Below are 26,400 nucleotides of genomic sequence, written 5' to 3'. Positions count from 1 at the left end.
AAGGCAAAAGAAGAAGCGAAAGCCCAAGAAATAGCGAAGGCTAAGGAAGAAGCAAAAGCTCAAGAAATAGCGAAGGCAAAAGAAGAAGCGAAAGCCCAAGAAATAGCGAAGGCTAAGGAAGAAGCAAAAGCTCAAGAAATAGCGAAGGCTAAGGAAGAGGCAAAAGAACGAGAAATAGCAAAGGCTAAGGAAGAAGCGAAGGCCCAAGAAATAGCAAAAGCCAAAGAAATAGCAAAAGCCAAAGAAGAAGCAATAAAGGCAAAAGAAGAGTCTAAAAATAACACACAGTCTGCTAAACGTGAATTAACGGTAGTAGCGACAGCATATACTGCTGATCCAAGTGAAAATGGTACATATGGTGGACGCGTTTTAACTGCGATGGGGCATGATTTAACGGCTAATCCGAATATGAGAATTATCGCAGTTGACCCGAAAGTAATTCCTTTAGGATCTAAAGTATGGGTAGAAGGTTATGGAGAAGCTATCGCTGGTGATACGGGAAGTGCAATTAAAGGAAATCGCATTGATGTTTTAATGGGTTCAAAAAGTAAGGCTATGAATTGGGGAAGACAAACTGTTAAAGTGAAAATTCTATAATACATATATTTTTATAGATAGAAGTCAGTTCTCTTTATTGAGACTGGCTTTTATTTTTTCAAATGTAAAGATTGTTCAATTATAAAAACTGAAATATAAAGTACATAACGAAAATAAGACTGACATATTCTGTCGGTCTTATTTTCGTATTACAACATCATTAAGAATCGCATCAAATATATCTTTTTGCGTCAAGTTATCTGTAAAAATAGCTTCTCTGGTAACTTCAATTGTATCGTGCGGAGTATACCATTTTTCTAGGGAATCCTCACCAAATTCATGTCGTTTGTCCCTTGTGTTATGTCGTCGAATCGTTTCTTTTAACGATAAATCAAAGTAATATGTATAGACGTTTCCTTCAAAAAAATGTATTAATTCTTTCAGCATATCACCATATCTACGACTGTTTAAAATACCTTCTAAAATAATAAAATCACATTTCCCTTTTCCATACTTCGTAATTTCAAATAGTAAATCATGTGATAAGTTCCCTATCGTATCGTGGACTCTTAGCATATCTCTACGTACAACATCTTGTGATACTAAAAGTGTACCTTGTCCAAAATGTTCTTGCAGTTTTTTTGCGATTGTTGTTTTACCACTTGCGGAGTTTCCTCTAAGAATGATTAAAGTTGATTTAAGTATAGGATTAGACATAATGTATTCCCCCAAACAATATTGATTATATAGAAAATTTTAACAAATAAAATGAAGAAAGTGTATAATCAATATGATGGATATTTAAAGTAGGATGCTAGATGGCTGATACATTAAAAAATGCACAATCTATATGGAAACGGACATACTTTCGCTATCTTGAGACAATGAAAGATTTCACAACAAGAAAAAATATAAATAATTAAAAAGAGGTACTATATGCTATTTCAAAAAGAAAATGTGTCGGTTAGGTACGTAATAGAAGATGATGCACCTATTATTTCAAAATGGTTAACAGACCCAGAAGTCCTGCAGTATTACGAAGGGCGAGATAATCCACAATCTGTAGAAATGGTACTGGATCATTTTATACATAATCCAAATAGTCATGAAAAAAGATGTTTAATAGAGTTTGATGATATGCCGATTGGTTACATACAAATGTATCCAATTGATTCTGAGTGGAAAACATTATATGGCTATGAAGAATCACTAAATGTATGGGGAATGGATCAATTTATCGGAGAGCCGACTTATTGGGGAAAAGGAATTGGAACGAAACTTGTTCAGGCAGCAATTACATATATTATGGAGAACACGGGAGCAGAAGCAATCGCAATGGACCCGAAAGTTAATAATGAACGTGCGATAAAGTGTTATGAAAAATGTGGATTTAAAAAGGTGAAGATTTTAAAGGAACATGAGCTGCATGAGGGGAAATTAGAAGATTGTTGGATGGTGGAATACAAACAAAGGGAGCTGCGCGAAATGAAAAAAGCATTAATTGTAATTGATGTGCAAGCTGGGATGTATACAGCTGGAATGTCAGTACATAATGGGGAAAAGTTTTTACAAACATTGCAAGAACTTATTGGAGAATGTCGTTCAAATGATATTCCGGTTATTTATGTCCAACATAACGGGCCTAAAGGTCATCCGTTAGAAAAAGGTACAGATGGTTGGGGAATACATGCGGCGATTGCTCCGCAAGAAGGGGACAGTATCGTTGAAAAGACGACGCCAGATTCATTCCATAAGACAAACTTAGGCGAAGTGTTACAAGAAAAAGGAATTGAACACGTTATTATTTCAGGGATGCAAACAGAGTACTGTGTGGATACGACAACGCGAAGAGCGTTTAGTGAAGGGTATAAAGTAACGTTAGTGAGTGATGCACATAGTACGTTTGATACAGAAGTGTTACGTGCTGAAGACATTGTGAAGCATCATAACGTAGTGTTTGGAGCGTTTGCTGATGTCGTTTCACTAAACGATTTGAAGGTAGAAGCATAAGTAGGAATGGGGCTATCTCTATATGAGGGGCCTCTTTATTATTGGGATTTTTAAAGTGAAATTAAGATAGAAATAAAACGTTACATTGATTTATACATTAAATCTTCGTAGTGTCAGATGTTATATTTTATAGTATATGTCTCTTTATCATTCGGTACTCTATGTATTAAGAAATAAAAAAGATGAGGCGATTCCCGATAAACAATAATTAAATAAGTATGACAACGTGTCATATTTTTCCGTTGACGTATGACACGTTGTCGTATAGTATTGGATTACGCCTAATTGTGACACGTTGTCACTTATTTGATCGGAGGAATAACAATGCCTAAACAAACATTTTTTAATTTAGAAAGAGAAAAAAAAGAACTATTAATTCAGGCAGCGATGAAAGAATTTTCAAGAGTTCCGTTATTCGAAGCATCGATTTCTAATATTATTAAAGACGCCGGAATACCGAGGGGAAGTTTTTATCAATATTTTGAGGATAAAGAAGATGTTTTCTTCTTTTTATTAAATGATCATTCTAAAAGAGATAATGAAAAATTCATTTCAATATTAAAAGAAAATGAGGGTGATTTATTTGACTCATATATTGAATTGTACCAATATATGCTAGAAAAATTCAAAAACCTAGAAAATCGAAATTTTTTTAGAAATGCCTTTTTAAATATGAATTATAAAGTTGAAAATACATTTACTCGAAATATGAACGAGGATAATCATAAAAATAGATTGTCCGAAATCATGGTCTTAATAAATAAAGAAAAATTAAATATTACAGAAGAACGAGAAATATTTCATGTTATGAAGATTATCACGGCGGTGACTTTTCACAATCTTATTCAAAATTTTGCGAAGGAAATACCATTCGATGAGTCGGTGGAAAACTATACTTTAGAAATTTCATTACTAAAAAAAGGGCTCTATAAAAGGGTGGAAAATTAAATGATATCCACAAAAAAAGTGAGGGATTTAAAAAGGTAATTCTGTTTAGAATTATTTTTCACAATATCATTGGCATATTATCGAAAAATGAGGAGAAATGTAAATATGTTGAAAATATTTAAATACTTAAAACAAAAAGAATGGATACTTATTGTTGCTAGTATTGTGTTCATTGCAGGTCAAGTTTGGTTAGATTTGAAGCTACCAGATTTTATGTCTGAAATTACAACCCTTGTACAGACGAAGGGTAGCGAAACGAGCGAGATATGGGCAGCAGGAGGAAAGATGCTTTTATGTGCTCTCGGCAGTATGATTTTATCAGTTGTTGTTGGTTATTTTGCGGCGAGAGTAGCAACTTCCCTTTCAAAAGAATTGAGAAAAGGGGTATTTAACAAAACGTTATCTTTCTCTATGGAAGAAATTAATGGTTTTTCAACGGCAAGTCTTATTACTCGTTCTACTAATGATATAACGCAAATACAGCAGACTGTTGCAATGGGTCTTCAAGTTATGATTAAAGCTCCTATCCTTGCGGTTTGGGCCATTTTGAAGATTACAGGTAAAAGTTGGGAATGGTCAGCGGCAACAGGAGTAGCAGTCGTTGCTTTGCTTGTAATGATAGGCAGCATTATCATCTTTGTGCTACCGAAATTTAAAGTAGTCCAAAAAATGACAGATAATCTGAACCTAGTAACAAGAGAAGGTTTAACTGGTATTCGTGTTGTTCATGCCTATAACGCACAAGAGTATCAAGAAGCAAAATTTGAAAAAGCAAATGAAGATTTAACAGATACAAATCTTTTGGTGAACCGCCTGATGGCCATTATGCAGCCGGGTATGGGTCTAATTATGTCAGGTTTAACTCTTTCTATCTATTGGATTGGGGCTCATTTGATTATGAATGCAGGTGGAATGGATCGAATCGGTTTGTTCAGTGATATGGTAGTATTTTCGTCTTACGCAATGCAGGTCGTTATGGCGTTTATGTTATTAGCGATGACGTTTATTATGCTGCCGCGTGCTTCAGTATCTGCAGCACGTATTAATGAAGTGTTAGATACCCCTCAGACAATTACGGATGGGGAGATGAAGGAGTCGCCTAAGGGAGTTGAAGGTGAAATCGAACTGCGTAATGTGAGCTTTAAATATCCTGACGCAGGAGAATATGTTTTGAAAGATATTAGTTTTACGGCACATAAAGGTGAAACTGTCGCTTTTATTGGCTCTACTGGTAGTGGCAAAAGTACGCTGATTAATTTGATTCCAAGATTTTATGATGTTTCTGAGGGAGAGGTTATAGTCGACGGGATCAATGTAAAAGAGTATGCACAAGAAGCCCTTCATAATAAGTTTGGTTATGTGTCTCAAAAAGCCGTATTATTTTCAGGTACAGTAAAATCCAATGTGGCATATGGTGATAACGGCCAAACCTTGCCGATAGATGAGGATATCAAAAAAGCGGTGGAAATTGCCCAAGGAAAAGAATTTGTAGAAAAAATGGATGGCGAATATAATGCTGCTATTGCCCAAGGCGGTACAAACCTTTCTGGGGGACAAAAACAACGCCTTTCTATTGCAAGAGCAGTAAGCAAAAATCCTGAAATCTTTATTTTTGATGATTCGTTCTCTGCACTAGATTATAAAACAGATCGTCAGCTTCGTTCTACCTTGAAAAAAGAAACGAAAGGTGCGACGACCTTGATTGTAGCACAGCGAATTGGAACGATTAAAGATGCTGACAAAATCATCGTTCTTGACGAAGGTAAAATAGTAGGTATGGGAACACATGATGAATTGTTGAAGACTTGTAAGACTTATCAGGAAATTGCCTATTCACAACTATCGAAGGAGGAGCTGGGAAATGCGTAATAATCAAACAAATAGTCCTCGAAAAAGTAGCGGTGGCCCAGGAGGAATGGTAGCTCCTGGAGAAAAGCCAAAGAACTTTAAAAAGCCGTGGGGAAAGTTAATTGCCTATTGTAAACCGTATTTACCAGCGATTGTCTTTGCGCTTGTATTGGCAGCTGTAGGAACCATTTTTACTATCATTGGGCCCAATATGCTTAGTGAAATAACTGATTTAATTACGGAGGGTATGGCAGGTAAGATTGATATTACGGCAATAGGAAATATTGCTCTACTTCTTGCTATTTTGTACGGACTGAGTTTTATTTTCAGCTATATTCAGTCGTTTATTATGGCCACTATTACTCAGCGAGTATCCAAACGATTACGTACGGATATTGCTGACAAAATCGATAAATTACCATTAAAATATTTTGACTCTACGACCTATGGAGATGTATTAAGTCGTGTCACAAACGATGTAGATATGATTGGTCAGACTTTAAATCAAAGTGTTGGTTCGTTAGTGACAGCGGTCGTTATGTTCCTAGGGTCTTTAATTATGATGTTCTCAATTAATGTTACGATGACACTTTCGGCTATTGCTGCAACGGCAGTTGGATTTGTATTAATGATTTTCATCATATCCAAATCACAAAAATATTTCATACGCCAGCAGAAAGACCTTGGTAGAATGAATGGGCATATTGAAGAAATTTACTCAGGGCATGATATAGTGAAGGTTTATAACGGCGATAAAGAAGCGAAGCAACAATTTAATAAAATCAATGAAAGCTTGTTTAAAAGTGCGTGGAGATCACAGTTTATGTCAGGGATGATGATGCCCCTTATGATCTTTATTGGAAATTTGGGATATGTTGTTGTTTGTGTAGTAGGTGCTACACTAGCGATGAAAGGTACCATTACATTTGGTGTTATCGTTTCATTTATGGTTTATATTCGTTTATTTACACAGCCATTGTCTCAGTTAGCACAGGCAGCAACAAGTTTGCAGTCAACTGCTGCAGCAAGCGAACGTGTATTTGAATTCTTAGACGAAGATGAACTTGAAGATGAAAGTGACAAAGAAACTATATTAAATGCCAATGATGTCAAAGGTAATGTGGAATTTAAAAATGTTAAGTTTGGATATACGAAAGAGAAGCTTATTATTAAAGATTTCTCTGCTCATATCAAAGCCGGCCAAAAAGTTGCAATTGTTGGACCTACCGGTGCAGGGAAAACAACGCTTGTTAACCTCCTTATGCGTTTCTATGAAGTTGATAGCGGTGAAATAAAAATTGAGGATGTACCGACTAATTCGATTACTCGTAAAAATGTTCATGATCTATTTTGTATGGTGTTGCAAGATACTTGGTTATTTGAAGGTACGATTAAGGAAAATATAATTTATAACAAAGTAGAAGTAACTGATGAAGAAGTAGTTGCGGCTTGTAAGGCAGTAGGTTTGGACCATTTTATTAGAACTTTGCCTAAAGGTTACGATACAGCTTTAAATGATAAAGCGAGCTTATCTGTAGGGCAAAAACAGCTGCTTACTATTGCAAGGGCCATGGTAAAAAAAGCACCGTTACTTATTTTAGATGAGGCTACTAGTTCCGTTGACACTCGTACTGAAGCGCTTATTCAAGAAGCGATGGATAAATTGATGGTGGGTAAAACATCATTTGTTATTGCACACAGACTTTCAACAATTAGAAATGCCGATTTGATTTTGGTTATGAAAGACGGAGATATTATTGAAAGTGGTAATCACGAAGAGTTAATTGCTGAAAAAGGATTTTATGCGGATTTATACAATAGTCAGTTTGAAGATGCATCTTAAAAATCGAAATGGTTTTGTTTTAAACCGAGAAAAAGCAGCACGAGTTAATAAATAATAAAGGTTGATTATCCCCTTAAAGGAGATAGTGTGAAAAACTACATTTTCAATGTGGAATGTTACACTATACTTGAAGGGGATATTTTCATGGAGAAAAATATAATCTCATTTCCAAAGTATATAGATGGGAAAAGGGAAAACCGTACATTATTATGGAAATGGCAAACGAAGTTAGGATCCAATTGCTGAAGAATGTGATTATAATTTAAATCAAAAGTAATACATGTTGCCTCAGTATATAAATAAGCGCTTTGATAATTTCATGTACCGAATTTAGAGTATAGAAAAAGGAGCACCACATAATTAAAAAGGGCGCCCCTGCATCAAAATGTTATTTCTTCTTATCTTTATCCAATATATTCTGCTCTTCAGCAAACTCCGTACCATATGCAAAGCGGCGATTAATATGAATGTTATCATTGCTGTGCCTTGTATGTGAGTTAGAAAAGCGATGAACGATTACTTCAGATAATGTAAAGACAATAGCGGAAAGGAAACTACCCCATGCAATTTGCATGTAATTGTCTAATAAAATATTACCGAAAATCCATACGCTTAAATACGTTAGTAAGAAATCCGACATAATGGCACCGGTATTGCCTATTCGGTTTAATATGATTTTATCGACGAACATATAGGATACGATTGTAACAAAGAGACTAAATGAAATAATTTGAACGAACGTTGCAGGGAAAAATAAAGCGAGTCCAATACTAAATGCGATAATGCATGATATAAATTTGATAAGAACTACAGTAAAACCATTCAATATTTACACCTCCGATTTATACATAGTTTTACAATAAATTTAGGAGTTCATACATTGTAACAAATATATTTACATAAAACTTTTTCACGTTCGAATTTTGTCTAAATATTAAAAAAACAAAGAAAAAATGTTATAGTAAAATGAGAGTATATGACATTTTTAGGTAAGGGGGAATCCGGGGTGTGGATTACTTCAGAAGTAGAAATTCCAGATGAGTTAATTGATCATCTTGAACAAGGAAAGTTAGTACTATTTGTTGGAGCAGGGGTTTCTATGAAAGGGAAATCAAACTTACCGAATTTTGATGATCTAGTTGATGAGATTGCAAAAACGTTATATGTAGAAACGCGTGAAATAACAGAACCTCATGATTATTATCTTGGTAAAATTGCAAAAACAAAAGATGTACATCAAGTTGCAAGAGATTTAGTTCATATTGAAAAATCAAAGCCAAATCCACTTCATTATGCGATTCCGAGGTTGTTTCCTTTAGATACGGAGGTCCGCATTGTAACGACAAATTTTGATCGGCATTTTACAACTGCGATGAAAGAAATGAATAGAGAATTAAACGTATATTACGCACCTGCTTTACCAACAGGTAGAGCCTTTAAAGGACTCGCTTACATACATGGCAATATAGAACAAGAGAAAGAAGCTTTAATTTTAACAGATGGTGATTTTGGAAGGGCTTACTTGACGGAAGGATGGGCAAGAAGATTTTTAGTTGATTTATTCTCGAATTACACCGTTTTATTCGTTGGATATAGCCATAATGACCCAGTAATGAAATATTTAGCGACTGGTTTACCACCAAGTACAAGGCGTTATGCCTTTGTTGCACAAGGGGAAAATACATACCACTGGGAGCATTTAGGAATACGGCCGATTGTATATCCGAATAAAGGCAATAATCATCAATCGCTCGTTAAAGCAGTGAAGCGATGGGCGGAATTAATGGGTGATAATTATATAACAAAACGAATGCGAATTCGTGACATAGTAACAGTTCCGCCGTCAGTAGAGCAGGAGCAATTATCATACATAAAACAATCCATAAAAAAAATTGAAACAGTCCGCTACTTTGTTGAATTTGCTCATGATTATGAATGGGTGGAATGGCTTGAAGCAGAAGGGAAATTACAAAATTTATTTTTAGTTACATCAAACGATAATGAGGTAGATGAATTACTTGCAGAATGGCTAGTGGAACAATTTCTTTTTAGTCATCAAAAAGAATTATTTCAATTGATTTTTAAAAATCATTCTAAAATATCTCCGTTATTATGGAGAACAATTTGCAGCTACCTAAACGAAACGAAAATTAAAATGGACCCGTTGTTGTTTGCAAGATGGACACTTCTTTTACTAGAAACAGCTGAAAAAGATAGTAAATCAATTGAAAAAATTTCTTACTTACTCCAAAAATGTTCTTTTCCTGAGCATAAAGAGATTGCTTTATTATTATTAACGTTTATTTTGGATGGAAAACTTAAATTGAAGCGGGAAAGAAAATGGGGAAATGATACGCAAGAATCAATAGAACTTGAGGAATCGAGTCGTTTGCCAGTATCTACATTTTCTTATGTGGAGCAAATTTGGAATGAGAAAATGAAGCCGCATATTTCCTATTACGCCGTTCCAATTATGATGATGGGAATAGAGAAGATGCGAATGTTATCACTAAGACAAACAGCCCTGAAAAAAAGGGATAAGGAAAATGCGGAAAAAGAGTTTCAGCAAAATGACCTTGCGTTTTTAATTCAAATTGTAAAAGAGTGTTTAGCCTATTTATGTGAAAACAATGAGAAAAAAGCTAATTATTATATTACAGAAATGATAGAAGCAAACAGCATACTTCAAAATCGAATTGCAATTGATGCGATGAATAAAAATATATTTGTTAGCGCCGATGACAAAATGAAATGGTTGTTACAGGAAGAACTTCTTTTAGATGTCACGTATAAACACGAAGTTTTTCAACTTATAAAAAATCATTTCGCACTCTCTTTAGAAAAAACAAAAGAAGAAGTCATTCAAATTGTACTGAAGGACCTTGCGGAGGAGAGGGCATTTGATATTTGTTTAGTATTAGATTTATTATTCATTTGTGACTCGAGTAGTCCATCGACGGCAAAAGGTTATGAGGTAATGAAGCAAAAACATCCTCATTTTCATTCTGATCGATACAGTGTACAAAAGAAAGAGATCATAGAACAAAGTATTACTTGTAATGTAACGGCCGATGGATTATTACAGCTGAAAGATGATGAAATTATGAAGCAAGTTCGTCAATTTTCTCAAGACGGTGTTTTTGAACAACGCCATTTTTTAGAGATGTTATCGAAAGCATGTAAGTTAAATACAGAGTGGAGTATTTCATTTGCTTATCAATTAGTTGGTATGCACGAAATAAGTAATGAAGTATGGTTTGTTTGTATTAGAGAGTGGCGAAATAACCGAGGATTGACAAATGAACAAATCCAAAAAGTAATTCCGCTATTACAGAAATTTGTTAGAAATACTGCTTTTCATTGGTTAATTAGTAGCTTTCTATATGAAATTAGTAATCGATTAGAAGAGTTGGAGGAAAATAGTATACGCAATGTGAAACGTTTTGCTTTTTCGGTATTCCCTCAAGTAATGAAAAGTGATACAGATTTTAAGCTTGGAAAACAAGATTTTTACAACGAATCGATTCAGCATCCTGTTGGGAAAATGACAGCTGTATTATTAAAATTGCTATCATATGATCATTTATACGATCGCAATGTGTATGAATATTTATTTTTATTTGAAGAACAAGTAAGAGTTAGTTCAAAGCGGACAAATTTTATGATGGCCCGTTTAGTAGCAGATATTACATTTCTTTATCATATTGAGAAGCAATGGTGCCGAAAATATTTGTTACCGTATTTAGAGTTAAAGAAGGAAAATGAGATTACGAAATATGCATGGGCAGGTTTATGTTACACGCAAATAAATTTACCTTTATTTTCAGAAATGAAGCGATTTATTAAGTATGCGGTAGAACATTTGGAAGTATTACATCCGCATACAAGGGAAGCTTTCTTGAAATGGCTTAGTTTTGTATTTATTAAGTGTGTATTGTATTGGGAGCAAAAAACAGATTGGTTATACCCGTTGCTTATACAAGAAAATGAAGAAAATAAAATTAAATTTATGCAGTTTTTATGCTATTACATCAAAACGTTGAGTGCAAAAGAACAACAAAAATTTTGGGTAGCTTGGCTTAGTATATTTTTGCGAGAACGACCGAAAATGGGTGAAATCACAACTAGAGAATATGTAATGCTTTTGCGTATTATTTTATTTATGGATGAAATATTAGAAAGAGGATTATCTATCATATGTAAAACATTTTCGGATGTAGGCGGAAAAGGGAATCAAACGGAGTTAAAACAGTTATTTAATGAAATACTTGAAAAGACGGAGAGTATAAAAATGTATAAAGAATTGTATGCAAATATATTTTTCACTTTACTGCAAACGCTTCAGGAAGCCGATATACTCGAAATTGAAATCATGCAAATAAAAGAAGTATTAATCCGATATGGAGTAGAAAAACATGTATTAAATGCAATAGATAATGAGATAATTCGCATCGGAATGGTTATGGAGAATTTACAAGAAGAAATGTAGGACTAAAGTGGAATTTTAAAAAATATATAAAAAGTTGTTGACAGTGTTTTGAAAAGCGTTCTATAATACGAATCATACTTATTCAATTTCAAAAACATTTGAATAAACAAAGTGCAATGAAGAGATCACAGTAGTGGTTAGTCTTACTGTAACAGAGAGCTGGTGGTTGGTGTGAACCAGTACAGGGATAATCATGAATTACAGTCTTGGAGCATCTTTTTCGTAGTAAAGATAGTATTGTCTTTATGAAGGAAAAGCGGTCAATTGATCGTTAACAGTGAAGAGAGGTAGACGGAAAGTTAGTCTACAACTAGGGTGGTACCGCGATAAATATCGTCCCTACTGATTTATTCAGTAGGGACTTTTTGTATTTTAGTGGTCTAACTTGAAAATTAAATATATATGCGTTGAAAGGAAAAGCAGTAGTTGTTGTTTCCCTGTAACAGAGAGCTGGTGGTTGGTGCGAACCAGTACAAAAACAAGAGCGAATTACAGTCCTAGAGCATCTTTTTCGTAATAAAGATAAGTATTGTCTTTATGAAGGGAAAGACGGTCAGATGATCGTTAACAATGAAGAGAGGTAGACGAAAGAAGTCTACAACTAGGGTGGTACCGCGATAAATATCGTCCCTACTGATTGGATCAGTAGGGATTTTTTGTACAAAAAAGTGGGTTTTTATCTAGTAGATAGTGTCCTTATGGTAAGTATTCGTTTAAAATAAGAAGAGGTATCGATTCCACTTAAAATTTGTATAATTTATCAGTTCAGAAAATAGAGAATTTTTCATTCTCTTACTATACTTTTAAAACATTCGAGGAGGATTTCCAAATGGCAAATCATGAATTAGATCAATTACGTAAACAGGTAGATGAAATTAACTTACAACTATTACACCTTTTAAACAAACGTGGTGAAATCGTTCAAAAAATCGGGGAACAGAAGCAAGTACAAGGTACGAAACGTTTTGATCCAGTACGTGAGCGTGAAGTGCTTGATATGATCGCAGAGCATAACGAAGGACCATTCGAAACGTCAACAGTTCAACACATTTTCAAAACAATCTTCAAAGCTAGCTTAGAATTACAAGAAGATGATAACCGTAAAGCATTACTAGTATCACGTAAAAAGAAACAAGAAAACACAATCGTTGATGTAAAAGGTGAATTGATTGGAAACGGAACACAAACGTTCATCATGGGACCTTGTGCGGTAGAAAGCTTAGAGCAAGTTCGTCAAGTAGGGCAAGCGATGAAAGACCAAGGCCTAAAATTAATGCGCGGTGGTGCTTTCAAACCGAGAACATCTCCATATGATTTCCAAGGTTTAGGAGTAGAAGGATTACAAATTTTACGCCAAGTTGCAGATGAGTTCGACTTAGCAATCATTAGTGAAATTTTAAATCCGAACGATGTTGAAATGGCATTAGAATACGTTGATGTAATTCAAGTTGGTGCACGTAACATGCAAAACTTCGATTTATTACGAGCTGTAGGTAAAGTTAACAAGCCAGTATTACTAAAACGTGGTTTAGCAGCAACAATTGATGAGTTCATTAACGCAGCGGAATACATCATTGCACAAGGTAACGACCAAATTATTCTATGTGAGCGCGGTATCCGCACATACGAAAGAGCAACACGTAACACATTAGACATTTCAGCAGTACCGATTTTAAAGAAAGAAACACATTTACCAGTTATCGTTGACGTAACACATTCAACTGGGCGTAGAGATTTATTATTACCAACAGCGAAAGCAGCACTTGCAATTGGCGCAGATGCAGTAATGGCTGAAGTACACCCAGACCCAGCAGTTGCATTATCAGATTCTGCACAACAAATGGATATTCCAGAATTCCATAGATTCATGGATGAGCTAAAAGGATTCAAAAATAAATTATCTTAATTCCATATTATATATGCGCTGAAGAGGAAACAGTAGTGCTTATCTCACTGTTAAAGAGAGCTGATGGTCGGTGTGAATCAGTACAAAGGTAAGCATGAATTACAGCCTTGGAGCATCTTTCCCGCCAACTTTTGGAGAGAAAGACGGTCAAACGATCGTTAAAGAAGAAGAGAGGTAGACGAAAGAAGTCTACAACTAGGGTGGTACCGCGATAAACATCGTCCCTACTGAGCGCTCAGTAGGGACTTTTTTGTACAAAAAAATAGTAAAGGGGCAAGAGAAATGAGATACATCACAGCTGGAGAATCACATGGGCCGCAGTTAACAGTTATTTTAGAAGGTGTACCAGCAGGTTTAACATTAACAGCGGAACATATTAATAAAGAATTATTAAGAAGACAAAAAGGGCACGGACGCGGAAGACGCATGCAAATTGAAACTGATACAGTTGAAATTGTAAGTGGTGTTCGTCATGGGATGACACTTGGCTCACCGATCACGTTAATTGTAAAAAATGATGATTTCAAACATTGGACGAAAGTAATGGGTGCAGAGCCAATTTCGGAAAAAGAAAGTAAAGATATGAAACGTACAATTACAAAACCACGTCCAGGACATGCGGATTTAAACGGCGCAATTAAATATGGACATCGTGATATAAGAAACGTACTAGAGCGCTCATCTGCAAGAGAAACGACAGTTCGTGTAGCTGCTGGTGCAGTTGCGAAACAAATTTTGAAAGAATTAGGCGTAGAAATTGCAGGGCATGTTCTTGAAATTGGTGGTGTGCAAGCGAAGCATATTGCTAACTTACCGATAGAAGAAATTCAAACGATTACTGAAAATTCACCAGTTCGATGTTTAGATAAAGAAGTAGAACAAGAGATGATGGATGCGATAGATAACGCTAAAAGTAGTGGGGATTCAATCGGCGGTATTGTTGAAGTCATTGCAGAGGGTATGCCAATAGGTGTTGGTAGTTACGTTCATTACGATCGTAAATTAGATGCAAAACTTGCTGGTGCAATTATGAGTATTAATGCATTTAAAGGTGCTGAAATTGGCGTTGGTTTTGAAGCGGCAAGGCAGCCAGGAAGTAAAGTGCACGATGAAATTTTATGGGATGAAGAAAATGGATACACGAGAAAAACGAATAATGCTGGCGGTTTAGAAGGCGGTATGACAACAGGTATGCCAATTGTCGTTAGAGGCGTTATGAAACCAATACCTACATTATACAAACCGTTAGCAAGTGTTGATATTGATACGAAAGAAGCTTTCCAAGCGAGTATTGAAAGATCTGATAGTTGTGCAGTACCAGCAGCGGGAGTAGTAGCTGAATCTGTTGTAGCATGGGAACTTGCACATGCACTAGTCGAACAATTCGGAAAAGATCGTATGGAGTTAATTCAGCAAAACATTACGCAACATAATAAATATGCAAAAGAATTTTAATAAAAAGGTGGTTTTAACATGCAAGTAAAAGATCAACTCTCATCATTACAACCATATAAACCAGGTAAATCACCTGAACAAATGAAAGAAGTGTATGGAGATCATTCATTTGTGAAATTAGCATCGAATGAAAATCCATTCGGCTGTTCACCACGTGTTTTAGATGAGTTGCAAAAATCGTGGTTGGAACATGCTTTATATCCTGACGGAGGTGCTACAACGCTCTGTCAAACAATTGCAGATAAGTTACATGTACAAATGGAACAAGTACTTTGCGGTAGTGGTTTAGATGAAGTTATTCAAATGATAAGTCGTGCAGTACTGAAGGCAGGAGATAACATCGTAACGGCAGGTGCAACATTCCCTCAGTACCGTCATCATGCAATTATTGAAGGTTGTGAAGTGAAAGAAATTCCTTTAAATAACGGCGTATACGATTTAGACGAAATTTCTTCAGCGGTAAATAATAATACGAAAATCGTATGGATTTGTAATCCGAATAACCCGACAGGCACATATGTGAATGATCAAAAATTGACGAAATTTATTGAAGGTATTAGTGAAAATACGTTAATTGTCATTGATGAAGCGTACTATGAATACGTAACAGCAAAAGATTTCCCAGAGACATTACCGCTTTTAGAAAAACATAAAAACATTCTTGTACTTAGAACATTTTCTAAAGCGTATGGATTAGCTTCTTTCCGCGTTGGATATGCGATTGGCCAGGAAGAGTTAATTGAGAAATTAAATGTCGTACGTTTGCCATTTAACGTATCTTCATTAGCACAAAAAGCAGCAACGATTGCTTTTGGTGATGACGAGTTTATTGAGGAAATAGTTCGTGTGAATACAGGGGGATTACAACAATACGAGAGCTTTTGTAAGGAAAATGAAATTCCATTTTATCCATCGCAAACAAATTTCATCTTCTTACCGGTAAATGATGGTGGAGAGATTTATGAGGCTTGTGCACACGCAGGGTTTATTATTCGTCCGTTCCCAAATGGTGTCCGTATTACAGTCGGAACAAGGGAGCAAAATGAAGGAGTGATTTCAGTGTTAAAACAACACTTTGAAAATAAAGAAAGAAAGTCTCGAGATGAGGCAAATGTGTAAAAAGGTAGTTTTAATTGGAACTGGTTTAATCGGAGGCTCTCTTGCATTAGCAATTAAGAAAGAGCACGATGTAACGATAACAGGTTATGATATTTTTCAAGAACAAGTAGAGCGTGCAAAAGAATTACACGTAGTAGATGAAGTAGCGGTAGATTTACAGCGTGTATGCGAAGAGGCACATTTAATTGTTTTTGCTTCTCCAGTTGAAGAAACGAAGAAGTTATTACACAAATTAGCGTCATTTCGTTTAAGAGAAGATGTTATTGTAACCGATGTTGGTAGTACAAAAGGAACGATTATGAATGAAGCGGAAGCTTTATTTTCAAAGGAAGTATCTTTCATTGGTGGACATCCGATGGCAGGTTCTCATAAGACTGGAGTTGAAAGTGCAAAAGCGCATTTATTTGAAAATGCATTTTACATTTTAACGCCGATGAATCATGTGCCAAATGAACATGTGGAAGAACTAAAGCGTTGGTTACAAGGAACAGGATCTCATTTTCTCGTTTTAAATACGGAAGAACATGATTATGTAACAGGGATTGTTAGTCATTTTCCGCATCTTATCGCAGCAGGATTAGTAAAACAAGTGGAGAAACATGCAGGAGATAATCCACTTATTCATCAACTAGCTGCCGGAGGGTTTAAAGACATTACACGTATCGCATCTAGTAGCCCAAAAATGTGGAGTGATATTGTTAAGCAAAATCGCGAGCATTTAATGGTATTATTAAAAGAGTGGATCTCTGAAATGGAAGATTTATATGATACAGTTTCTACCGGAGATGCAGGCGAGATTCAAAACTATTTTGCAGACGCGAAAGAATACCGTGACTCTTTACCAGTACGAAAGAGAGGGGCAATTCCTGCCTATCACGACTTATACGTCGATGTTTTAGATAAAGTAGGGGCATTGGCTCATATTACGAGTATTTTGGCACGCGAAGAAATTAGTATTACGAACTTGCAAATATTAGAAGCGCGTGAAGGATTGCTTGGGGTATTACGTATTAGCTTCCAAAGAGAAGAAGATCGTATGAAAGCAAAGCTAGCGCTTGGAGAAGAAAAATACCAAACTTATGAAACAATTTAAATGAGAAGGTGAAAACGTGAAGGAAAGAACGATACAACCTGTTAATAACGGATTAAATGGCAACATTACAATTCCAGGAGATAAATCCATTTCACACCGCGCTGTCATGTTCGGGGCGATTGCAGAAGGAAAAACAACAATTAAAGGTTTCTTACCTGGTGCAGACTGTTTAAGTACGATTTCTTGCTTTAAAGAAATGGGAGTAGACATCGTGCAAAACGGTGATGAAGTCACTGTAGTTGGTAAAGGATTAGAAGGCTTACAAGAACCGAAAGCTGTATTAGATGTTGGTAATTCTGGTACAACAATACGTTTAATGTCAGGTATATTAGCTAACACACCATTTTTCTCTTGCATACAAGGTGATGAGTCTATCGCAAAAAGACCGATGAAACGTGTTACAAATCCATTAAAACAAATGGGTGCAAACATTGATGGCCGCGAAGAAGGAACATTTACTCCATTAATAATACGTGGCGGAGATTTAAAAGCAATTGAATATATTTCTCCTGTCGCAAGCGCACAAGTTAAGTCAGCTATTTTACTTGCTGGACTTCGTGCAGAAGGTGTAACAGCTGTTACAGAACCACATATTTCCCGTGACCATACGGAAAGAATGCTTGAAGCATTTGGCGTTAAAGTAACTCGCGAAGGAAAAACAGTGAAACTAGCAGGTGGCCAGAAGTTAACAGCGACAGATGTTCAAGTACCAGGTGACGTATCATCGGCTGCATTTTTCTTAGTGGCAGGTGCGATCATACCAAATAGTAAATTAGTATTAGAAAATATAGGGATGAATCCAACTCGTACAGGCATCATTGATGTATTAGAGAAAATGGGTGCCACATTTACTGTAGAAGCAATTAACGAAGGTGCATCAGAACCAGCTGCAAATATTACAATTGAAACATCTTCATTAAAGGGAATCGAAATTGGCGGAGATATTATTCCAAGATTAATCGATGAAATTCCTGTTATTGCTTTAGCGGCAACACAAGCAGAAGGAATTACAGTAATTAAAGATGCACACGAATTAAAAGTTAAAGAAACAAACCGTATTGATACAGTCGTTGCAGAATTAACGAAACTAGGAGCTCGCATAGAAGCAACTGACGACGGGATGATTATTTACGGGAAATCAGCTCTAAAAGGGAATACAGTTAATAGTTATGGTGATCACCGTATCGGAATGATGCTTGCGATTGCCGGCTGTCTAGCGGAAGGAAAAACAACAATTGAAGACGCAGAAGCAGTAGGCGTATCATATCCTACATTCTTCGAAGAACTTCAAAAGTTAGCAAAATAAAGTAATAAAAAGCAGATACGGGATGTATCTGCTTTTTATATTGGATTCGTGTCGTTAAGTCCATATAATTTCATTCACCACACTTAAATATTGAGAATTATGGTACAATTCAAACAAGGAATGGAGGAGAAATATATGAACGTTATGCGATTAAAAGAAGATAGATTTAGAGAAGCATTGTGCTTATCGGAATACGCTTTTCAATATAAAGTTGATGAGGAACGATTGCAGCAACAACTTACAAAGATGAAAGAAAGTCATGAAATATACGGTATTATGGAAGGGGAAGATTTAGCAGCAAAACTGCATCTTATTCCGTTTCATATATACATAGGCAAAGAGAAATTTAAAATGGGAGGCGTTGCAGGGGTAGCGACGTATCCAGAGTATAGAAGAAGTGGATATGTGAAAGAATTGCTTCAACACTCACTTCAAACGATGAAAAATGACGGATATACAGTATCAATGCTACATCCATTTGCTGTTTCATTTTACCGTAAATACGGCTGGGAACTTTGTGCGAATCTCTTTGTATGTCATATGACAAAGAGTGATTTAGTTATGAAAAACCAAGTAAATGGTACTGTGAAACGTTTCAATAAAGAAAATCATCCAGAAGAGGTGGAAAAGATTTATGAAACATTTGCAGAACGTTTTTCCGGTATGCTAGTTCGCGATGAAAAATGGTGGCTACAAGCTGTTTATGATGATTTAACATTAGCGATTTATTACGATGAAAATAAAAAGGCAACTGGTTATATGTTGTATAAAATAGAAAACTACAAAATGACAGTAGAAGAATTTGTTCCACTGCATAATGAAGCGCGAAATGGTCTGTGGAACTTTATTTGTCAGCATGATTCTATGATTAAAGAACTTGAAATGACAGTAAGTGAAAACGAACCGTTGTTATATACACTGCAAGAGCCGCGAGTAAAGGCAGAAATAAAGCCATATTTTATGGGAAGAATTGTAGATGTGGAGCAGTTTTTAAAACAATATGAGTTGAACTGGAACAATGCACAGCAAGAAGTGATCTTACATATTACAGATTTATTTGCTCCGTGGAATAACGTAACAGTGAGGCTTGCGAATAATGAAATAACAATTATAGAACAACCAATGGATAAGGGGATCAAACTAGATATAAATGCACTATCTACAATATTGTTTGGATACAAACGTCCTATAGAACTAAATGAACTTGAATTAATTAGCGGAAGCGAAGAGGAAATACGAGCATTCGAGAATATAGTACCAGTGCACAAGCCGTTTATTTATGATTTCTTTTAATTTGCATATATGAAGTTGGGCTATCCCAATGAAGTTTCGGGATAGCTTCTTCTAATACTGTCAGTTTTTGACGGTAAGTCGATATATCAAGAAAATCTCCGATATAATTGTAGTTGCGCTGATAGATTAAGAAAATCGCTGATATAATTTCATTCACAAGTAAGGGATAAAAAACCGCAACGATGCTTGTCACACACTTGACTTTTAAGCCATCTAATTTATAATTAAAAACGGAATGAATTTTCATTCCTGAAAATTGAGGTGAAAAAAATGGCTAAAAATAAACAAGAAGACATTTTTGATGCTGCAATACAACTTTTTGCAGAACGAGGTTATGATGGTACAACAATTCCGATGATTGCTGAAAAAGCAAAAGTAGGTGCTGGTACCATTTATCGCTATTTTGAAAATAAAGAAGCGCTTGTCAATTCTTTATTTACGAAAAGTGTTTTACAACTATCAGAATTAATAAAAACTGATTTTCCAGTCAATGCAAATATTCGTGAACAGTTTAGCCATACATACAACCGTTTATTTGAATTTGCAAGACAAAATGCAGATGCTTTTCTTTTTACAAATTCTCACTGTGATAGTTATTTTCTCGATGAACATAGTAATGAAATATTCGAGGACTTTATGGGTTTCTTTATGGACTTAATTGAGGATGGAATCGAAAAAGGTTTTCTTCGTCCATTACCACCAATTGCTTTAATTATCATTGTATATCAACCGATTGAAAAATTAATTAAGGTAATGGAAACAGGGCAATTAGAATATACAGAAGAATTGGTAAAAGAATTGGAAGAAAGTTGCTGGAATGCTATTAGAATCATTTGATTCTATAGCGTTATAAGGACAGGAATGAACATTCATTCCGATAAGGGTATGAAAAAGAAAAGCAGGAGATGATAAATCTATAAAACTAAAGGAATGAATATTCATTCCGAATTCCGCAGTATAATAGAGCTAAAAATTAATGTAATAGAATGATAGGAATGAACGTTCATTCCGTAAAAGTATTTTAAAAAGAGTGGGAATGAATATTCATTCCTTTGCAATTTTCATAACGGGAGAGGATTCAAATGAACAAGCTGAAAAATTGGAGAAGTTTATCTTTTCTACTATGGATCGTTATTACTATTACAATGATGGTAACGATGCCTAATATGGATAAATTAGTGAAAGAAAAAGGGCACATTACGATTCCTAATACAGAACAAAGTAGTATTGCTGACAAAATGTTAAAAGAGATGGATAAAGACGGGACTGAAAAGTATGACATTATAGCTGTTTTTAATAGTGGTAGTAAAGCAGCTTTAACAACTGAGCAAAAAGAGGAAATAACAAAAACAATCAATGCCCTGCAAAATGAAAAAGAGCAATTAGGAATAAAGGAAGTTGTTTCACATTTAGATAATAAAGACTTGGAGAAACAATTAGTTTCTAAAGATAATACGACTATTTTAACGCAAATATCAATAGATAAAAAGCATGGTGAAATATCAAAAGTTGCAAATAATCTTCATAAAAAGGTACAAACGAAAGAGGTAACAACGTACTTAACAGGAAGTGACTTAATAGCGGGTGATTTTCTTACATCCTCTCAAGAGGGAGTGAAAAAGACAGAAGTCATTTCAATCATTTTCATTCTTGTTGTATTAATCATTGTATTTCGTTCACCTGTTGTTCCGTTTGTTTCACTTCTTACAGTTGGTGTATCGTACTTAGTTTCAATGGGGGTTATTGCCCATCTTGTAGACCAATTTAATTTCCCGTTTTCAAACTTTACGCAAGTCTTTGTAGTTGTCGTTCTATTTGGGGTGGGAACAGACTATAACATTTTATTATTTACGAGATTTAAAGAAGAATTAAGTAAACAAGAAAACGCATTTTTGGCTACGAAAGAAACATTTAAATCGGCAGGGAAAACCGTTTTATATAGCGGGATAGCAGTATTAATTGGTTTTGCATCTCTTGCTTTAGCGAGCTTTAAATTATATCAATCTACTTCAGCGGTAGCAATTGGTGTGGCAGTATTATTACTCGTATTAACTACGTTAAATCCATTTTTTATGGTGCTTTTAGGTAAAGGGATGTTTTATCCAGTTAAAACATTTAAAGGTCATGAAGACAGTCGTTTATGGGGATTCTTTGCGAAAAACTCAGTAGCAAGACCATTTGTAGCATTAATTATTGTATTCGTGATATCGATTCCTTTCGTATTAAAATATTCTAATACACTTAATTACAATGACTTATTTGAAGTAGACAATAAGTACGAATCAAAGATGGGGATTAACGTAATAGAAGATCATTTTCCGCCGGGTTTTTCTTCACCAAGTACGTTAGTCATTCAATCTAACAAAAAATTAGATGAAGGAACGTCTCTACAAACTTTAGATGAGTTAACTGATAAAATTTCGAAAGTGAAAGGTGTTTCAGAAGTATATGCACCGACGCGTCCAACTGGTGAAAGGATAAAAGAACTATATATAAATAAACAAGCGGGGGAACTAAATACAGGATTAGGAGATGCCAATGGTGGTATAAAGGAAATTAATGATGGATTAACTACTGCGAAAGATAAAATGGGTAATAAGGACTCAAATAGTCTTGCAAACGTTCAAAAGTTAATTGATGGAACAAGCGAAGCGAAAAACGGTGTAACAGCATTAGGAACAGCTTTACATCAACTATCAAGTGGCATAAATGACGGAGCACAAGGTGCGCAGCAAATTGAGAGTGGATTAACTTCAGTAAATGAAAATATAAATATTTTATCTAATGCAACGTCACAGCTTCATGCTGGCTATGCACAGTTAGAAAAAGGTTTAAGTGCTTACGATCAATACTTCGGAAGCATTTCTCAAGCGATTGATGGTGCAAAAAAAGGCTACGAACAAATCGAAATGCTAATGACTAATTTCATTCAAACGAAACCAGAATTAGCAAATGATCCGAACATACTGCAAACGATAGGAATTGCTAAAGAGGCTCAAAAGCAATTAGGCGTGCTTTCAAATGAATTAAATCAATTAGCAACGCAGCATAAAGCGGCGATGGGCTCATTTAAAGAAGCAAATCAATCGTTATTGAAAGTGGATAATGGCTTAAAAGAAATGAACAATGGAGTTACTAAATTACAAAAAGGAGCAGCTGATCTTAAAAATGGATTAGATGAAGGTGCTTCAGGTTCAAAACAAATTGCGAACAAGTCATCTGAGTTACAAACCGGATTAACAAAAATAAATGATGGGCAAGGCCAGTTATTAACTGGGCTGAAAGACTTGCAAGAACAGATGGGACAATTACAATCAGGATTATCTAAAAGTACAGAAGGGCTCGAAAAGGTAAGTAACGGACTAGGAGATGCTCAGAAATATTTAGGAGAACTGAATGAATCAAAAAGCTCTGAGAAATTTTATATTCCAAAAGAAGTTTTAGAGGGAGAAGATTTCCAAAAAGCATTGGATACGTACATGTCACATGATAGAAAGACTGCTAAAATGACGATCGTTTTAGACGTAAATCCGTATTCAAAAGAGGCGATGCCAATCATTGAAGAAATTAATAAAACGATAGACGGTACGTTAAATGGTACAGAATTAAATTCGGCGAAAAAAGCAATCGGAGGTACAACCGCTAGAAACGTTGATTTAAAAGAAGTAACAGGTCAAGACTTCTTACGTACAGCTACGATTATGTTAATTGGAATTGCAATTGTACTAATCGTGATTACACGTTCATTATTAAACACCATCTTTATTATTGGATCGTTAATATTAGCGTACTTTGCATCATTAGGGATAAGTGAACAAATTAGTACGCATGTTTTACATGTAGATTCATTAAGCTGGAATGTTCCATTCTTTAGTTTCATAATGATTGTCGCTTTAGGAGTGGATTATAGTATTTTTGTAATGATGAGATACAATGAGTTAGAAGGGGACCCAGCGACGAAAATTGTAACTGCTTCTCGTCATATTGGAGGAGTTGTATTATCAGCGGCACTTATTTTAGGCGGTACATTTGCTGCATTAATCCCTTCAGGTGTATTGACGCTTATACAAGTAGCATCTGTTGTTGGCGTTGCACTGTTACTACTAGCTATCATTGTGATGCCAATATTGTTACCTGCTTTAATAGGGTTAACGAGTAAAATGAAGAATTATGCAAAGAAATTAAGTAAAAGAAAATAAAAGAATCCCCTTTTAAAAGGGGATTTTTCTTATTTAATAAATTTGTCCATCACATCTTTATATTTTGCAAATTCTTCATCTTTCATATCACCATTCATTTGTAAAAGAAAAGTGCCTTTTGCGTGTGTATGAGAGAATAACATAGGAACAGAGTTTCCTAATTCATCGTAATATTTCTTAACTTTTTCTAGATCTTCTTTCTTTGTAATTTGTAATAAACGACCGCCCTTATCTTCACCAAGAGCTGGTACGACAATACGTTTTCCTTCTTTTCGAAGATTGCCGAATTCGTTTTGCGGTGAATCGGTTGGATTTTCTGCTTGGAGGCCAGCGTTTTTAAACTCAGTAATAATGGAATCGAAAGTAACTTTCGATTCTTTTTTCTCTTGTTTTGATTCAGTAGGTGTTTTTGCATTGTTATTACTACATGCAGTTAAGGAAATATGAGATAAACATAATGCCCCAATGATAAATATTTTCTTCAAAATAAAGCCTCTTTAAATTGTATAATTTGCTTCTATATAATATTGTTTCGTTAAAAACATACATTTTATTCAAGGTAGAAAAGGGATGAATAGCAATCAACCGTTGCTATTCATCCATCTTCTACTATATAATAGCTATAGTCTACAATAATTGAGTCGTAATATGCGATTTTTTAAGACAATCGGTGAGAAAACGCTGAAATAAGCGGTATTAGTAGGAGGACACAAATGATTACAGTAAGTAACGTTAGTTTGCGTTTCGCGGATCGCAAATTATTTGAAGATGTTAACATAAAATTCACGCCAGGTAATTGCTACGGTTTAATCGGAGCGAACGGTGCTGGTAAATCAACATTTCTAAAGATTTTATCTGGAGAAATCGAACAATCAACAGGTGACATACATATTACGCCAGGTGAGCGTCTAGCAGTATTAAAACAGAACCACTTCGAATATGAAGAGTTCCCAGTATTAGAAACAGTAATTATGGGTCACACACAACTTTATAAAGTAATGCAAGAGAAAAACGCCATTTACATGAAAGAAGACTTTAGTGATGAAGATGGTATGCGTGCTGCTGAACTTGAAGGTGAGTTCGCTGAGCTTAACGGTTGGGAAGCAGAATCAGAAGCTGCAATCCTTCTTAAAGGTTTAGGTATTGGTGAAGATGTTCATGATAAGAAATTGTCAGAATTAACTGGGGCAGAGAAAGTAAAAGTATTACTTGCTCAAGCTTTATTCGGTAAACCTGACATTCTATTACTAGATGAGCCTACCAACCACTTGGACTTAAAAGCGATTCAATGGTTAGAAAACTTCTTAATGAACTTTGAAAATACAGTAATCGTTGTATCCCATGACCGTCACTTCTTAAATAAAGTTTGTACGCACATGGCTGATCTTGATTTCGGTAAAATTCAACTTTATGTTGGTAACTATGACTTCTGGTATGAGTCAAGCCAATTAGCTTTAAAATTAACGCAAGATGCTAATAAGAAAAAAGAAGAGAAAGTAAAAGAGTTACAAAACTTCATTGCGCGCTTTAGCTCAAACGCATCTAAAGCGAAACAAGCAACTTCTCGTAAAAAATTATTAGATAAAATTACATTAGATGATATTAGACCATCATCACGTCGTTATCCATTCGTTGGCTTTACACCTGAGCGTGAAATCGGAAATGACTTATTAACTGTTGAAGGTCTTTCTAAAACAATTGATGGTGAAAAAGTGTTAGATAATGTGTACTTCACTTTAAATAAAGGTGATAAAGTTGCATTTATCGGTCGTAACGATATTGCGATGACAACATTATTTAAAATTCTTATGGGTGAAATGGAGCCAGATAGCGGTTCATTCAAATGGGGTGTTACAACTTCTCAATCTTACTTCCCAAGAGATAACTCTAAATACTTTGAGAACAGTGACTCCAACTTAGTTGATTGGTTACGCCAATTCTCTCCACAAGATGAGTCAGAAAGCTTCTTACGTGGTTTCTTAGGGCGTATGTTATTCTCAGGTGAAGAAGTTAAGAAGAACGTTTCTGTATTATCTGGAGGCGAAAAAGTTCGTTGTATGCTATCTAAAATGATGTTAAGTGGTGCGAACGTAATCACACTTGACGATCCAACGAACCATTTAGACCTTGAGTCTATCACAGCATTAAACAACGGTTTAATCGCATTCAAAGGTACGATGTTATTCACATCTCATGACCATCAGTTCGTACAAACAATTGCAAACCGCATTATCGAAGTAACGCCAAACGGTGTAGTCGATAAAGAGGCTACTTACGATGAGTTCTTAGAAAATGAAGAACTTCAAAAGCAAGTAGATGCAATGTACAAAGGTCAATAATAAATGATGAAAAAC

Annotated in this window: 19 protein-coding genes, 1 pseudogene and 3 other annotated features; of the genes and pseudogenes, 16 read left to right on the top strand and 4 right to left on the bottom strand. The window is 35.3% G+C overall.

Annotation, left to right across the window (positions count from 1 at the left end; translation table 11 throughout):
- Positions 1-597, top strand: a 597-nt coding sequence (locus KVT31_RS19890; protein ID WP_254637255.1) for a 3D domain-containing protein, incomplete at its 5' end; no start/stop codon positions are given.
- A 138-nt stretch (positions 598-735) separates the two neighbouring features.
- On the opposite strand, the gene KVT31_RS19885 is transcribed toward KVT31_RS19890, so the two are convergent.
- Positions 736-1,254, bottom strand: a complete 519-nt coding sequence (locus KVT31_RS19885) for a kinase (protein ID WP_088096764.1) — start codon at positions 1,252-1,254, stop codon at positions 736-738.
- A gap of 219 nt (positions 1,255-1,473) precedes the next feature.
- Here KVT31_RS19885 and KVT31_RS30375 point away from each other — a divergent pair.
- From KVT31_RS30375 to KVT31_RS19865, 5 genes and pseudogenes are all read left to right on the top strand, one after another.
- A pseudogene (locus tag KVT31_RS30375) lies at positions 1,474-2,007 on the top strand (GNAT family N-acetyltransferase); the annotation flags it as partial.
- Positions 2,008-2,022: 15 nt separating this feature from the next.
- A complete protein-coding gene (locus tag KVT31_RS30370) occupies positions 2,023-2,547 on the top strand; it encodes a cysteine hydrolase family protein (protein ID WP_048547889.1) in 525 nt (174 codons plus the stop codon).
- 324 nt (positions 2,548-2,871) lie between these two features.
- Entirely contained in the window at positions 2,872-3,495 is a 624-nt protein-coding gene (locus tag KVT31_RS19875; RefSeq protein WP_048547590.1) for a TetR/AcrR family transcriptional regulator, read from the top strand.
- Positions 3,496-3,600: 105 nt separating this feature from the next.
- Positions 3,601-5,364, top strand: coding sequence for an ABC transporter ATP-binding protein (locus tag KVT31_RS19870; protein ID WP_088096762.1), 1,764 nt, complete (start codon positions 3,601-3,603; stop codon positions 5,362-5,364).
- A complete protein-coding gene (locus KVT31_RS19865) occupies positions 5,357-7,186 on the top strand; it encodes an ABC transporter ATP-binding protein (RefSeq protein ID WP_088096761.1) in 1,830 nt (609 codons plus the stop codon). Before KVT31_RS19870 ends, KVT31_RS19865 begins: the two co-directional genes overlap by 8 nt.
- Positions 7,187-7,574: 388 nt before the next feature.
- On the opposite strand, the gene KVT31_RS19860 is transcribed toward KVT31_RS19865, so the two are convergent.
- On the bottom strand, positions 7,575-8,012 hold the full coding sequence (locus KVT31_RS19860) for a YndM family protein (protein WP_088096760.1): 438 nt from the start codon (positions 8,010-8,012) through the stop codon (positions 7,575-7,577).
- A gap of 150 nt (positions 8,013-8,162) precedes the next feature.
- On the opposite strand from KVT31_RS19860, the gene KVT31_RS19855 reads away from it, so the two are divergent.
- The 7 genes from KVT31_RS19855 to KVT31_RS19825 all read left to right on the top strand — a co-directional run bounded on the left by KVT31_RS19855 (position 8,163) and on the right by KVT31_RS19825 (position 19,847).
- Positions 8,163-11,675, top strand: coding sequence for a DUF4020 domain-containing protein (locus KVT31_RS19855; RefSeq protein WP_088096759.1), 3,513 nt, complete (start codon positions 8,163-8,165; stop codon positions 11,673-11,675).
- A gap of 107 nt (positions 11,676-11,782) precedes the next feature.
- Positions 11,783-12,019 (top strand) — a binding site (T-box leader).
- 54 nt (positions 12,020-12,073) lie between these two features.
- Positions 12,074-12,310, top strand: a binding site (T-box leader).
- A gap of 194 nt (positions 12,311-12,504) precedes the next feature.
- Positions 12,505-13,581, top strand: a complete 1,077-nt coding sequence (locus tag KVT31_RS19850) for a bifunctional 3-deoxy-7-phosphoheptulonate synthase/chorismate mutase (protein WP_088096758.1) — start codon at positions 12,505-12,507, stop codon at positions 13,579-13,581.
- Positions 13,582-13,590: 9 nt separating this feature from the next.
- Positions 13,591-13,810, top strand: a binding site (T-box leader).
- A gap of 53 nt (positions 13,811-13,863) precedes the next feature.
- Positions 13,864-15,036: a chorismate synthase gene (gene aroC / locus KVT31_RS19845; protein WP_088096756.1), complete on the top strand. Its 1,173-nt coding sequence runs from the start codon at positions 13,864-13,866 to the stop codon at positions 15,034-15,036.
- Between the two features lie 18 nt (positions 15,037-15,054).
- Positions 15,055-16,155, top strand: coding sequence for a histidinol-phosphate transaminase (hisC, locus tag KVT31_RS19840; protein ID WP_088096755.1), 1,101 nt, complete (start codon positions 15,055-15,057; stop codon positions 16,153-16,155).
- Entirely contained in the window at positions 16,148-17,248 is a 1,101-nt protein-coding gene (gene tyrA / locus KVT31_RS19835; protein ID WP_088096754.1) for a prephenate dehydrogenase, read from the top strand. The genes hisC and tyrA overlap by 8 nt, the downstream gene beginning before the upstream one ends.
- 16 nt (positions 17,249-17,264) lie before the next feature.
- Positions 17,265-18,554: a 3-phosphoshikimate 1-carboxyvinyltransferase gene (aroA, locus tag KVT31_RS19830; RefSeq protein WP_088096753.1), complete on the top strand. Its 1,290-nt coding sequence runs from the start codon at positions 17,265-17,267 to the stop codon at positions 18,552-18,554.
- 135 nt (positions 18,555-18,689) lie between these two features.
- Entirely contained in the window at positions 18,690-19,847 is a 1,158-nt protein-coding gene (locus KVT31_RS19825) for a GNAT family N-acetyltransferase (RefSeq protein ID WP_140392477.1), read from the top strand.
- On the opposite strand, the gene KVT31_RS19820 is transcribed toward KVT31_RS19825, so the two are convergent.
- Positions 19,828-20,040: a hypothetical protein gene (locus KVT31_RS19820; RefSeq protein WP_088096752.1), complete on the bottom strand. Its 213-nt coding sequence runs from the start codon at positions 20,038-20,040 to the stop codon at positions 19,828-19,830. The two genes, KVT31_RS19825 and KVT31_RS19820, sit on opposite strands and share 20 nt — an antisense overlap.
- A 77-nt stretch (positions 20,041-20,117) precedes the next feature.
- Between KVT31_RS19820 and KVT31_RS19815 the strand changes: the two genes are divergently transcribed.
- Positions 20,118-20,684, top strand: a complete 567-nt coding sequence (locus KVT31_RS19815; RefSeq protein WP_001107293.1) for a TetR family transcriptional regulator — start codon at positions 20,118-20,120, stop codon at positions 20,682-20,684.
- Positions 20,685-20,929: 245 nt separating this feature from the next.
- On the top strand, positions 20,930-24,046 hold the full coding sequence (locus KVT31_RS19810) for an MMPL family transporter (RefSeq protein WP_088096751.1): 3,117 nt from the start codon (positions 20,930-20,932) through the stop codon (positions 24,044-24,046).
- 29 nt (positions 24,047-24,075) lie between these two features.
- Here KVT31_RS19810 and KVT31_RS19805 read toward each other — a convergent pair whose 3' ends face one another.
- Complete coding sequence (locus KVT31_RS19805; protein WP_371879158.1) at positions 24,076-24,522, bottom strand: stress protein; 447 nt, start codon at positions 24,520-24,522, stop codon at positions 24,076-24,078.
- 237 nt (positions 24,523-24,759) lie between these two features.
- Here KVT31_RS19805 and KVT31_RS19800 point away from each other — a divergent pair, with 237 nt between their 5' ends.
- Positions 24,760-26,385 (top strand): ABC-F family ATP-binding cassette domain-containing protein, encoded by a 1,626-nt coding sequence (locus tag KVT31_RS19800; protein WP_088096749.1) that lies wholly within the window; start codon positions 24,760-24,762, stop codon positions 26,383-26,385.
- Positions 26,386-26,400: the final 15 nt, after the last annotated feature.

The sequence above is a fragment of the Bacillus sp. GbtcB14 genome (assembly GCF_019091205.1).
GTDB lineage: Bacteria > Bacillota > Bacilli > Bacillales > Bacillaceae_G > Bacillus_A > Bacillus_A cereus_AG.
The sequence above is the reverse complement of the archived record's forward strand: the minus strand, read 5'-3'. Positions and strand labels throughout refer to the sequence as shown.